This is a genomic window from Cytobacillus depressus, assembly GCF_008923245.1.
GTDB classification, from domain to species: Bacteria; Bacillota; Bacilli; order Bacillales; family Cytobacillaceae; genus Cytobacillus; species Cytobacillus depressus.
The window spans coordinates 22,906-35,900 of the sequence record NZ_WBOS01000008.1 but is presented as its reverse complement, the minus strand read 5'-3'; the positions used below and the strand labels follow the sequence as shown (position 1 = coordinate 35,900).

10 protein-coding genes, 1 pseudogene and 2 riboswitches are annotated in these 12,995 nt (G+C 39.4%); of the genes and pseudogenes, 3 read left to right on the top strand and 8 right to left on the bottom strand.

Going from position 1 to position 12,995, the window contains the following annotated elements:
• Positions 1-64 precede the first annotated feature (64 nt).
• Positions 65-946 (bottom strand): LysR family transcriptional regulator, encoded by an 882-nt coding sequence (locus F7731_RS16210; RefSeq protein WP_151535835.1) that lies wholly within the window; start codon positions 944-946, stop codon positions 65-67.
• Positions 947-1,113: 167 nt separating this feature from the next.
• On the opposite strand from F7731_RS16210, the gene hutG reads away from it, so the two are divergent.
• The 3 genes from hutG to F7731_RS16195 all read left to right on the top strand — a co-directional run bounded on the left by hutG (position 1,114) and on the right by F7731_RS16195 (position 5,327).
• Positions 1,114-2,067 (top strand): formimidoylglutamase, encoded by a 954-nt coding sequence (gene hutG / locus F7731_RS16205; RefSeq protein ID WP_151535834.1) that lies wholly within the window; start codon positions 1,114-1,116, stop codon positions 2,065-2,067.
• Between the two features lie 18 nt (positions 2,068-2,085).
• Entirely contained in the window at positions 2,086-3,285 is a 1,200-nt protein-coding gene (gene gltS / locus F7731_RS16200; protein WP_151535833.1) for a sodium/glutamate symporter, read from the top strand.
• Between the two features lie 971 nt (positions 3,286-4,256).
• The gene (locus F7731_RS16195; RefSeq protein ID WP_151535832.1) at positions 4,257-5,327 is read left to right on the top strand and encodes a sulfite oxidase; all 1,071 of its coding nucleotides are present in this window, start codon (positions 4,257-4,259) and stop codon (positions 5,325-5,327) included.
• A 62-nt stretch (positions 5,328-5,389) separates the two neighbouring features.
• Here F7731_RS16195 and F7731_RS16190 read toward each other — a convergent pair whose 3' ends face one another.
• From F7731_RS16190 to F7731_RS16165, 7 genes and pseudogenes are all read right to left on the bottom strand, one after another.
• Positions 5,390-5,728 (bottom strand): zinc ribbon domain-containing protein YjdM, encoded by a 339-nt coding sequence (locus F7731_RS16190; protein WP_151535831.1) that lies wholly within the window; start codon positions 5,726-5,728, stop codon positions 5,390-5,392.
• Between the two features lie 182 nt (positions 5,729-5,910).
• Positions 5,911-7,107, bottom strand: a complete 1,197-nt coding sequence (locus F7731_RS16185; RefSeq protein WP_151535830.1) for a 3-phosphoglycerate dehydrogenase family protein — start codon at positions 7,105-7,107, stop codon at positions 5,911-5,913.
• Between the two features lie 115 nt (positions 7,108-7,222).
• Positions 7,223-7,303: riboswitch (glycine riboswitch) on the bottom strand.
• Between the two features lie 193 nt (positions 7,304-7,496).
• Positions 7,497-7,576: riboswitch (ZMP/ZTP riboswitch) on the bottom strand.
• Between the two features lie 58 nt (positions 7,577-7,634).
• On the bottom strand, positions 7,635-8,456 hold the full coding sequence (gene phnX, locus F7731_RS16180) for a phosphonoacetaldehyde hydrolase (RefSeq protein WP_151535829.1): 822 nt from the start codon (positions 8,454-8,456) through the stop codon (positions 7,635-7,637).
• Positions 8,449-9,546 carry a 2-aminoethylphosphonate--pyruvate transaminase gene (gene phnW, locus F7731_RS16175; RefSeq protein ID WP_151535828.1) on the bottom strand — a complete coding sequence of 366 codons (1,098 nt, stop codon included), beginning with the start codon at positions 9,544-9,546 and terminating at the stop codon, positions 8,449-8,451. The genes phnX and phnW overlap by 8 nt, the downstream gene beginning before the upstream one ends.
• 17 nt (positions 9,547-9,563) lie before the next feature.
• A complete protein-coding gene (locus tag F7731_RS26745) occupies positions 9,564-10,556 on the bottom strand; it encodes an extracellular solute-binding protein (RefSeq protein ID WP_212031207.1) in 993 nt (330 codons plus the stop codon).
• Positions 10,557-10,595: 39 nt separating this feature from the next.
• A pseudogene (locus tag F7731_RS26740) lies at positions 10,596-12,197 on the bottom strand (ABC transporter permease subunit); the annotation flags it as partial.
• Positions 12,190-12,942 (bottom strand): ABC transporter ATP-binding protein, encoded by a 753-nt coding sequence (locus F7731_RS16165; protein ID WP_151535826.1) that lies wholly within the window; start codon positions 12,940-12,942, stop codon positions 12,190-12,192. The pseudogene F7731_RS26740 and the gene F7731_RS16165, both read right to left, overlap by 8 nt.
• Between the last annotated feature and the right edge of the window lie 53 nt (positions 12,943-12,995).

Sequence of the window (12,995 nt, the reverse complement as noted above, 5' to 3'; positions counted from 1 at the left end):
TAAAGGCATACATCTCTTTTCTTTAAGGTGTATGCTTTTTATTTTAAAGCTGTATCTTCCACCATTATTTGAAAAAACCCTGTATTCTATCCAATAGCGTACAAACGGCAGGGGATAGATAACGGTCCTTTAAATAGGCTAAATAAACGGTCCGTTTTAAATGGTCGGATTTGATAGTATGCATCGTTAAATTAGGATTGGGCGAATATTTCATATAGCTTTCTGGCAAGATTGTGACGCCGAGGCCTTGTTCCACAAAACTGCAGGCGGTTTCAAATCTTTCAATCTCATACATAATTTGAGGTGTGAGCATTTCTTTTTCAAACGCTTTTAAGATATCTTCTCTTGTTCGAAATCCAACCTTACTAATAATGAAATCCCTGTCTTTTAAATCATGAAGTGTAATTCGGCCTTTTCTATTCAAAACATCGTCCTTGTGAGTAAGCAAAATCAATTTTTCTTCATATATGGGAATTAGATGAATCTCCTTCTTTTCAATCGGCTGATTAGTAATCATAAAGTGGACATCATATTGCATTAGTGATTGATACACTTTTTCTTTCCCTAGTATTTCAATTAATTGAAACTTTATATTAGAGAAGCTTGTTTTAAACTCATTCACTACTTTAGGCAGCCAAAATTTAGTGGACTCTATCATACCTATCGCAATTTTCCCCGATCCTAGCTGCTTAATTTCATCAAGATCTTTCAACATATTGTCGAAATCTCTAATTAACTGTAAGGAACGTTTATAAAAAATTCGTCCTGAATCTGTCAAGGCCAATCGTCGGGTATTTCTTTCAAGAAGCTGAAAGCCAACTGCAGTTTCTAGCTTTCTAATAGCATTACTTAAGGAAGGCTGTGAAATATGAAGTATGTTAGCCGCTTTGGAATAGCTTTGTTCCTGAACGACTGTTATAAAATAGCGAAGCTGGCGAATATCCATAAATACTTCCCTTCCACTTATAGCTTAAAGCTATAAATTTATAATATTTCTGTATTGGTTTTTTATATATTAGCACCTTTATAATTATATTACATGTACCACTCAGAATTTTTAGAGGAATGCTTGGGCAAAAATGCCGGTGTGAATGAAATAAAGGAGGAGAAGTTATGTACACAGAACCTTCAAAGGATTATTGGTTTGGAAGGATTGATAGCCACACAGATCCATTAAGCTTTCGATATCATCAAAAAGTGAATTTATCTGGAATTCCGTCTTCTTCCGTGAGTCAAAAAACATTTGGAATCATTGGTTTTGAGTGTGAAGCCGGAGTAAAACGCAATAAAGGACGTCTAGGTGCTGCAGAGGCTCCTAATAAAATTAGAGAAGCCCTTGGAAAGCTGCCATGGCAACAATCTGAAGAGATAAATGTGCTGGATGCCGGTAATGTTACGTGTGAAGGCGACCAAATGGAAGCAGCACAAAGCGCATTAGGAGAAGTCATTACAGATCTTTTAAACAAAAAAGTAAGCCCTATCATTTTAGGCGGAGGGCACGAAACTTTCTACGGCCACTATCTCGGCGCGAGACAATTTATTGGACAAGATGCAAAGCTTGGCATTATTAATATTGACGCTCACTTTGATATGAGGCCATATGATGAGCAGCCTTCATCTGGAACGATGTTTAAACAAATTTTAGATAGTGATTCCAACAGCGGCTACCTTTGCTTAGGAATACAAAAATATGGAAACACCCTTGCCCTTTTTGAAACAGCGGACAAGTATAAAGTCCAATATATGCTGGAAGAAGATGTATCTTTTTCACAAATGGATCGTGTGAAAAAGAAAATTGAAGATTTTATCTCAGAATATGATCATGTCATTCTTACGCTTTGCACTGATGTGATTGATGCATCCTATGCTCCAGGAGTGAGTGCTCCCTCGCCATTTGGTCTTGAGCCAAAGATTGTCCGCTCATTAATCCGATTTATCGTATCAAAAGATAAAACCCTGTCATTCGACATTTCTGAAGTAAATCCTGCCTTAGACGAAAACAATAAAACCGTTGCGTTAGCCGCTCAGTTCGTCAATGAAGCCATCATGAATTTCAATACGAAATAACATCTTAGGGGGTCACATATGAACTTAGAACTCAATCAAATTACAACTGTCTTTCTTGCCGTCGCTTTATTAATGATCGGTGGATTGCTGCTTAATAAACTCCCATTTTTGAAACGATTTTGTATTCCCGCGCCCGTTGTCGGCGGATTATTATTTGCCATTCTTGTCACTGTTTTAAAAGAAACAGGATTGGTGACCATTACTTTAGATACCTCTTTACAAAGTCTTTTTATGCTTACATTTTTCACAACTGTCGGCCTTGGCGCAAGCTTCAAGCTCGTCAAGCTAGGCGGAAAACTGCTTGTCATTTACTGGATTGCCTGCGGCTTTTTAGCTTTAGCTCAAAACTTGATCGGAATCTCCTTAGCTAAAGTCCTTGGATTAGAACCGCTGCTTGGCATCATGGTTGGAGCTGTTTCCATGGAGGGCGGCCATGGCGCGGCCACTGCATTTGGCGGAACATTAGAAGAGCTCGGGGTCCAATCTGCTTTGTCCGTCGGGCTTGCTGCAGCCACATTCGGCCTTGTTGCTGGCGGATTAGTCGGGGGACCTACCGTTAAATATTTAGTGACGAAATATAAATTGAAGCCAACTGAATCTGAGGAAAGGGATGAAGTCGCAGCTGCGAAAAAAACTGGAGAAGCAGATAGCATGAATTCACAAAGATTCATGACCCAAATTCTCATCATTACGTTGTGTATGGCTGCAGGCTCATACCTCGGTGAGCTTTTTTCAAAAGCAACAGGATTTGTGCTTCCAAGCTACGTGGGAGCGATGTTCTTAGCGGTAATCGTGAGAAACATCCTCGATAGCGTGAAGAAAGACACGGTCGATATGAAGAGCATCAACTTGATAGGTGATGTGACGCTCGGTATTTTCCTTTCCATGGCGCTCATGAGCATTAAACTTTGGGAAGTGGCGGATTTAGCCTTACCAATGCTCGTCATTGTCTTTGTACAAGTGATCTTCATTGTCCTGTTCAGTATCTTTGTTTTATTTAAGCTTTTAGGCAAAAACTACGACGCGGCTGTTATGGTTGGCGGCTTCACTGGTCATGGACTAGGTGCCACACCAAATGCAATGGCGAACATGTCAGCAATCACCGCACAATTTGGACCGTCTAGAACAGCATTCCTCATCGTGCCGATTGTAGGCGCATTCCTCATTGACGTATTTGCCATGCCGATTATTATTACGAGTATTAATTTGTTGAAATAAGTGGGGGCTGTCTGGTAGATCATTTTCTATTGATCTACTGGGCAGTTTCATTTTAATAATGTCCGTCGTGATAGCCATGGCGGACATTTTCGTTTTACAAGATATGTTTTTCTCGAGGACCTTTCAAAACGAGCATCATGAACGCTTCATAGTACGCGTTTTTCTTGGGCACCTTCCTAAATGAGCCCCATGAACACTTCATAGTACGCGCTTTTCTCGAGATCCTTCCTAAATGAGCTCCATGAACACTTCATAGTTCGCGGTTTTATCGAGAACCTTCCTAAACGAGATCCATGAACACTTCATAGTACGCGTTTTTATCGAGAACCTTTCTAAACGGGCTCCATGAACGCTTCATAGTACGCGTTTTTATCGAGAACCTTTCTAAACAAGCTCCATGAACGCTTCATAGTACGCGTTTTTCTTGGGCACCTTCCTAAACGAGCTCCATGAACACTTCATAGGACGCGTTTTTCTCGAGAACCTTCCTAAACAAGCTCCATGAACACCTCATAGTACGCGTTTTTCTTGGGCACCTTCCTAAACATGCGCCATGAACACTTCATAGTACGCATTTTCTATGAGCAACATTCGAAACGAGCCCCATGAACACTTCATAGTACGCGTTTTTCTTGTGCACCTTCCTAAACGGGCTCCATGAACACTTCATAGTACGCGTTTTTCTTGGGCACCTTCCTAAACGGGCTCCATGAACGCTTCATAGTTGGATCACCAGACTATCCAGCAGGGAGAAACAGATTGTTCTTGGATGTCAGTTATTCCGATTAGGATGCTTTATAGAACACATTTATCCTTTTGCCTTTTTTATCTCTTTCCATACCTTATCCTCCTTGAACGCCCCAACAAAGGACTTCAACAAAGAGAACGGATGATTACTATCGAAAGCAATGCCTAATTTTTGTCCATTCAACATATTAATTATTATGATCTTTTTAAAAAAGGAGGAAACCATGTCCCAGCAGTCATATCCGGTTGTAAAGCCGTATTTAAAGACACATACCCTAGTCCCCGAAAACCAGGAAACACCGATTGAATTTATTCAGAATGACACCATTCCTAGTCGATTATTTTATAGACGAAACCACTTTTCTTATCCGTCATTATCCCACTCAAACTATTGGCTCCCTATTAATGGCCTTGTCTCAGCACCATTACTGCTCTCGATGCAGGACCTCCTGCAAATGCCAGCAAAAACAGTGAAGGCTGTCCTTGAATGCGCTGGAGACAAACGCAGTTTTTTCAAACCGAAAGTATTCGGAGAACAGTGGGAAAAGGGAGCAATAAACCAAGGTTTTTGGAAAGGAGTTCCGCTAAGGACATTGCTAGAACGAGCTGGATTGAGAGAAGGAGCTAAAGAAGTAGTTATAGAAGGCTATGATTATGGAAAAACACCAGACTCAGACCAAGTTTACACATATGCTCGGAGTTTACCTATTGAAAAGGCACTCCATCCAGACACGTTAATTGCCTTCGAATATAATCAGCAGCCCATTCCGTTTAAACATGGTTTCCCATTGCGCTTAGTCGTGCCGCAGTGGTACGGCATGGCTTCGGTAAAATGGATTAAACAAATAACCATTATTAATTCTCATTTTTCCGGACCATTCCAGTCAATTGATTATGTGTATTATCCAAATAAAGAGAATAACGAAGGTGCCTTTCCTGTCACAACAATAAATGTTAATTCGACAATTCAACAGCCGCGAGATATGGATATCTTAAACAGAGGCAATCATATCATTAAAGGCATCGCTTGGACAGGTGAAGGCTATATAACGAAGGTTGAAATTAGTACAGATAATGGGCAAACATGGACAAATGCAAAAATGGATAATCGAGATTCTGGCCAATATGGCTGGGTGTTGTGGTCCTATGAGTGGGCTGCAGGGAAGAGTGGCGAGTATGTCATTTTGTCGAGGGCAACGGATTCTACTAATCGCATTCAACCATCAGAACCCTTTTGGAATCGTAAAGGCTATGGATATAATGCGATGGATAAAATTAAGGTGAAGATAGAGTAGAAGATTCTATAGAAATGAGCAGGAAATTTTACATTCCTGCTCATTTGTTTTCATCTGCCGTTCTATACCTTTTTTACAAACTCAGATTTCAATTTCATTGCTCCAAACCCGTCAATTTTGCAGTCAATATCGTGATCGGCATCGACGAGACGGATATTTTTCACCTTTGTTCCAACCTTAAGGACAGAAGAGCTTCCTTTTACTTTTAAGTCCTTAATGACCGTTACCGTATCTCCATCTTGTAGAACGTTTCCATTCGAATCTTTATAAACTCTTTCATCCTCATTTTGAGCTTCTGATGCTAAATTCCATTCGTAGGCACATTCGGGGCAAATAAATAGTCCCCCATCTTCATATGTATATTCCGAATTACATTTCGGACAATTTGGCAAATTCGACACTGTTGCATTTCCTCCATTCATTCTACTTTCTTTGTAAAGGAGTAAATTAAACATAAATCCCCTATGCCTATATACTGGCATAGATTTGTCAGATTGACAAACGGCCCTTTTATTGAGGGATTGGCCTATTTCAGCAAAAAAAGAAATGAGCCCTAAATTAGAACTCATTTCTCCTAGTAAGATTAAATCATCCGCACTGTCACAATTCCTTCAATCTGATTGATGTTTTGCTCCAAGTTTAAAGTAATCTCATCGTCTACAATATTATCAATATCAATGATTGTATAGGCTAAATCCCCGCGGCTTCTGTTCACCATGTCGGCGATGTTTAAATGATAATTGGAGATGGCAGATGTAATTTTGCCAACCATATTAGGAATGTTTTTGTGAAATACGGTTACACGCTTTTTCCCGGTATAAGGAATAGCGGTATTCGGGAAATTCACAGAGTTTTTGATATTCCCCGTTTCAAGGTATTCCTTCACTTGGCGAGCTGCCATGATGGCACAGTTTTCTTCAGATTCAACGGTAGACGCACCAAGATGAGGGGTTGGGATTACATTTTTCATTTTCAGTACATTTTCATTTGGGAAGTCTGTCATATACTTTCCTACTTTTCCGCTTTCAAGGACAGCTGCCATATCTGTTTCATTCACGAGCTCGCCACGGGAGAAGTTCAAAATATACACATCGTCCTTCATTAAGCTAAAGGTCTCTTCATTGAACATGCCTCTCGTATCTTCCGTTAACGGAACATGGACGGTAATATAATCAGATTCAGCAAATAATTGTTCCATAGTCATCGCACGCTGGACTTTGCGTGATAATTTCCAAGCTATATCAACTGAGATAAACGGGTCAAAACCGATCACATCCATGTCTAACTCAATCGCATCATTGGCTACGAGGGCACCAATGGCTCCTAAGCCGATAACCCCAAGTGTTTTCCCCTTAATTTCCTTGCCGACAAATTGCTTCTTTCCTGCTTCTACACGCTTCGGAATTTGTGCGCCTTCCCCTTCTAACGTCTTGACCCAGCTTACACCGTCAAAAAGGTTACGAGATGCTGCCATTAATGAAGTCAGCACCAATTCTTTCACTGCGTTGGCATTGGCACCAGGTGTATTAAATACTACAATCCCTTGCTCCGTGCATTTATCGACCGGAATATTATTTACGCCCGCTCCTGCTCTTGCAATGGCCTTTAATTGATTGCCAAATTCCATTGCATGCATATTGAAACTGCGAACAACAATCGCATCAGGGTTCTCACTGTCATTGTCGATTGTATAATGACTATCAAAAACTTTTAATCCGCTTTCCGCGATGCTATTTAATGTTTTGATTGCTTTTACTTTATTTACCACTGTTGTGTTCATCTTATTTCCCCTCTTTATCGTTTTTTTATGTTTTAGTAATCTATTAAATAAAAAAAGAGACTGGTGTTCCCCAATCTCAGCAGACATCTATAAATAACAAATAAAACAAACCATTTGTTATTCTTCTGTCCTTTTGCCTGAGATTTTGAACCCTTCGGCGCTGCAGATAATCTGCAGTCTCTCCAGAAGCTGCTCCCGTTATAGTTTGACCCATAACATTCATAGCCTTTTTCGTATTTAGCTTTCATTTCATTAAGAGACACAAAATAATAAAATGATTCCCAAAAATCTGTACTTATACAATAATAGAAATTCCAGATATTATCAACCCTAAATAATTCTTTTCTTATCCCCTCCAAAATGCAGAAAGAGGTAAGGGATAAATCCCTTACCTCTGCCCAGGCGAACGGCTAATCGATACTATGTGCTCCCCCACGGTTATCCGTTTTCGCCAGTTACACATAGCCTTTAAATTGATTCCATCTTATCAGACTCTTTCGAATCCTTCAACTAAATAATTCCCCAAATCATATGGAATTTGCACCTGGTCTTTTTCCTTCAGCAATTAAACGATTTATTTCCTCGATAAGTTGCGGAAGCTCCCCCATCGATTTGATTGTAAAATCTGCTCCGCTCTGCATAAATGAATGTTCCGTCTGTAGGATCACTGCTTCTCGTTCAGCTGCAGATAAGGATTGATATTCATCAAGACTTAATCCCATTTCAGAGCTGCCGATAACGACTCCAACTGTCCAGACCCCGGCATTCACGCCCTCTTGAATATCTGAAACCGTATCCCCCACTTTCACAACCTTCCATGATGCAGAGAGATTAAGCTTCTCCATGTTTCGATAAATCATATACGGATATGGGCGGCCAAAAGAATTAGTATCATCAGGAGTGAAGTAACAGTCTGGGCCGTACCCCTTTTTCAAAGCATGAGGAACGACAACCTCCATCATTGTGTTTGTATATCCTGTTGTTGAGCCAATTTTTAATCCTTGGTTTCTTAATGTTTGCACAGTCTCAACAACCTCAGGAATAGGATCTGTATACTCTGATAAAGAAGCCATAAGAGCAGGTTCGAATTCACCATATAAGTTCTCTACATCTTGTTCAGTAAATGGCATTCCAAATCTTTCTTCCCATAATTTAGAGATTCTAGGCATTGAAAGCATCGCTCGAATATGATCAATTTTTAGCATGCCCATTGGAGCTCGCGCTTCTTCCATCATCACGTCAATATCAGCCTGCTTAAAAATATCAATAAATACATTTACTGGTGCAAAACAGCCAAAATCTACAGTCGTCCCTGCCCAATCAAAAATAACACCTTCAACTTTACTCATTTGTCACACCCCCTACATATTCTTCGATAATGCTGCATAATTCTTGAATATCTTCTTCGTAAATTTCACCGATGTTTCCAATGCGGAATGTGTCGACATCCGTTAGTTTACCCGGATAAATCACATAGCCTTTTTCCTTCACAAAGGTGTAAAAATCTCCAAAGTTAAATGGTTCATGCGGAAAAAGAAACGTTGTAATAACTGGCGATTGTTTTTCATCTGTAATATAAGCTTGGATTCCAATCTTTCCAAGTCTTTCTCTTAAAATACGGTTGTTATTTTGGTAGCGGGCAGATCTAGCTTGAACTCCGCCTTCTTCTATTAATTCATCCATTGCTTTCGAAAATGCCGCTACGACATGAGTCGGCGAAGTGTAGCGCCATTTTCCATCCTTGTCCATTTCCCTCCATTGGTCAAACAAATCTAGTGATAGGCTTCGCGCATTGCCTTCACACGCTAACAATTTATCAAGCTTCGCGATAACAAAGCCGAACCCCGGAACTCCTTGAATACATTTATTCGCACTGCTAATTATGAAGTCAATTCCAAGTTCAGGCACATTCATTTCTACTCCAGCAAAGCTGCTCATTGCATCCACAATAAATACCTTTTCATATTCCTGTGCAAGTCTAGCAAACTTGTCAATTGGATTTAAAATGCCGGTCGTTGTTTCACAATGCACCATGACCATATGGGTAATGGCTTCATCTTCTTCTAATATTCTCCTTACTTCTTCTTCATTTGGATATTCATTGTATTCCACACTATATTCTTGATAGTTTAATCCAATATAGTTTGCCATTTTCACAATGCGTTCGCCATAAGCACCATTTGTGATAATCAATGCTTTATCAGTGGCTGAAATGGCAGAGGTTATGGTAGATTCCACTGCAAATGTGCCGCTTCCTTGCATAAGGACGACGGTGTATTCCTCATTTGAAGCACCAGCAAATTCTAGCAGCTGCGTTCTAATTTTTTGCGTAATTTCTTTATAATCTTGATCCCAAGTGCAACGATCAAAGAGCATTTCTTCTTTAACCGTGCTTGTCGTTGTTAGTGGCCCAGGTGTTAGTAGTTTGTAAGTATTCATTGTTCTTTACCCCTCCATTATTTAGCTGATTTAAAAAATTGTTGGTGCTGTTCCAATAGGTCAACCGTTAAAGGGTCTTTAAATTTCATTGAATGAGCCGGTTTATTCGTTTCCGCTACCGTTTCTCCTTCATAAAGGGCAACTGGATAATAAGTTAATAAATCTTTTCTAGCATTCTTAATAATGACTTCTGCTATTTCCATCGTTAGCTTCGTTGTTTCATCGTCTTTGTCCACAACAGCAATCGATTCTGTCAATGAAAAATTCCCTTCAAGCGGATCGATAAAATCAATTGGCTGACCTGATTCCTTCGCCTCTACCGCTTGATGACGAAGACCAAAACCAGCAGCAGCCTCCCCAGCTTGTACTTTCTTAATAGGACCTGAACCTGAACTTTCAACGTGTGGACCACAATTGACAATTAAATCATGGAGAACTTTTTTCCCCTCTTCTTTGCCATATTGCGTCACAATGGCTTGGATTAATAACCAGCCGGTTGAAGAGTCCATGATATTTGGAATCGAAACAAGCCCTTTAAATTCTGGTTTTGTTAAATCTTTTATCGATGTGGGCATCGGTAAGCCTTTTTGTTTTATGACCTCTGTGTTCACAAAAATAGAACCCGTATTAGCTAAAATCGGTGTGTAAAATGTGGAGCTTTTCTCTAGCGCATTCGTTTCAAACGTTAAGTCTTTGAACATCGCATGTTGTTGCTGCGCACTTTCAATAAAGTAAGAACTCATCGTTACTAAGTTGGCATCAATTTGTTTTCCTTCTGCTAAGATCTTACCGCCTAATTCAGAAGTGCCTAAAGCTTGAATGACATACTTTCCTTTATATCCCGCTTCGATTAATGCATCTTCCATCGCAGCAATGGCTTCTTCATCCCCATTGGATTGAATCACCACTTTTTTGGCTTCCCCATTTGTTTGATTGCCGCAAGCCACTGCAGCAAATGCAAAACTTAAAACAAGTAAAGACAACACCACTCTCTTAACATTTTTTAACATAGGCTTCCCTCTCCTTATTTTTATAGATGACGTCATCGCTTTTTTCTGGAGAACATCACAAAGTAACTTCATCAATAAATTGGTAAAAAAGATTAATAGAGATAACACAAATATTTCGTTGAATTTTGCAAAATGCTGTAGCTCTTTAATCGTACTTGCCACTAAAGACGTTTGAGCTGAGACTAAAAAGATAATTCCACTTACGGTGACCATTGCATTGATGAAGTAGTAGCTAAACATCTCTACCACTGTTGACGCTGAGTTGGGCAGAATCACCCGAAAGACAGTTTTTAACCAGCTGTCCCCTAATAGCTCGCCTGTCGTTTCCCAAGATGGATTCATTTTAGACAAGGAATTTTTCGCCATTAAATAAGGGGTCGTGAAAAAATGGACAATGTTACATAAAATAAGAATGATAAATGTCCCCTTTAAACCGCTGCCGTTAAAAAAGAGCAAATATGATATTCCTAGTACCATTCCTGGAACTGTATTCGTGAGCATCGCGATCAAATCAATCGTTGACTTGCCCTTTATAGCGGTGCGCACATTGAGAAGGGCGGAGAAATAAGCAATAATCGTTCCAAACAGAGCCGTCAAGGCAGCGACTAAAATGGAATTTTTGTAAACAGCTACTAAGTCACTTGATTGCAATACCTGAGTCACATGCTTTAATGTAAAAGTAAGATCAAACGGAAAGCCATTCATAAATGGCGCTATAAACATGACAACAAAAACAGACAGCACCGCTAGAAGAATGGAAGATGAAAGGATTCCGAAAAAAAGATCTCTGCCTTTATTAGGAAACAACTCTGACTCTGCAAACTTGTCATAATGGAAATTAAACTTCTCAAGATGTTTTAAGAGAAGCACTCCTAATACAGCTGGCAATAGCATGAGAACCGCAATGACTGCTCCACCATTCAAATCAGGAATAGACCCTAGCATAACTTGATAGAGATAAGTGGCAATGACACCATACGTGCCCCCAACCGAGGCTGGTATTCCAAAGTCTGTGAAACTTAAAATAAAGGACAGTACGAAAGCTCCACCTAATGTACCTATTAATGGGCGGACAATCACTTTGAAAAAGCTTCGGATGGCTGAATCACCCATTAGTTTGGAAACCGTTATAAACTTCTGATCAATATACTGAAACGAATTATGAAGAAGCAAAAAGGCAGCTGGCAAAGTATAAATGACATAACCAATCAGCAAGCCATTAAACCCATAAATCTCAAATAATTGATTACCAAAGAGCTTTGTTATTAATCCTTGATTCCCAAAAGAATACATAATCGCAAACCCATATGTAATGGTCGGAAGCAGCATAGGGATTAGAATGCCCATCTTTATCGCACTTTTCAAAGACTGATACATTCTTGTGCAATGAATGGAAAAAGCTAGTACAAACGCCAAAACAGTCGTAATCATAGCAGTAAGACTTGAGACTTTTACACTATTTCCGATTGAATCGATAAACTCTTGATTAGAGAAAATCGATACATAATTGATGAAACTAAATCCTTCAGTTGTTTGAGCCGATTGAACACATAAAATTCCGAGTGGTAATATAAGAAAAGCAAGAAACAACAATAGGATAGGAAAATAAATGACTCTCATTTCTGGTTTCACATTAAGCATAGTTCTCACCAAATATGTTATAAATATTGTTCCGCTTGATCTGTAATTGTTTTAGAATAAATTCTTTAACAAACTCGTTACTAGGCTGATGAATAATGTCCTTTGGTGTACCGAATTGGGAGATGGAACCATCATTAATGATTAAGATTTTATCTGATAGAGTAAGAGCTTCTTCTGGATCATGCGTGACAATAATCGTTGTCAGTTTAAACTCTCTTGCGATCGATTGAATCCGCTGCTTAATAGATTCCTTAATGACACCGTCAAGGGCACTCAATGGCTCGTCCAGCAATAAAATTTTCGGTTTCATCACTAATGTTCTGGCAAGAGCAACCCTTTGTTTCTGACCGCCTGATAATTCGCCTATTTTCTTCGTTAAATGTGGCTTCAGCTCTAAAAAATCAATATACTCCTGAAGTTCTTCCTCTGTTACTAGCCCTTTCTTATTTTTCAAGCCGTAGACAATATTTTCGTAAGCATTTAAATTAGGAAAAAGCGCATAATCTTGGAATACAATATTAAATCCGCGGTTCTTCATGGAAACATGACTCATATCCCTATCATTGAAAATGATTTTTCCGTGATCCATTTTTGTTAATCCTAAAATAATATTTAGCAGAGTTGTCTTCCCGCTTCCACTTTGGCCTAGGAGTGAAACAATCTCTCCTGTATTGATTTCTAGATTGATATCCTTCAAAACGACTTTTTCGCCAAACTGTTTACTTACATTTTGCAATTTCAGCAAACTGGCCACCTCCTTCAATACACCTCAAGTATAAAAGCGAATTGTAAATATAA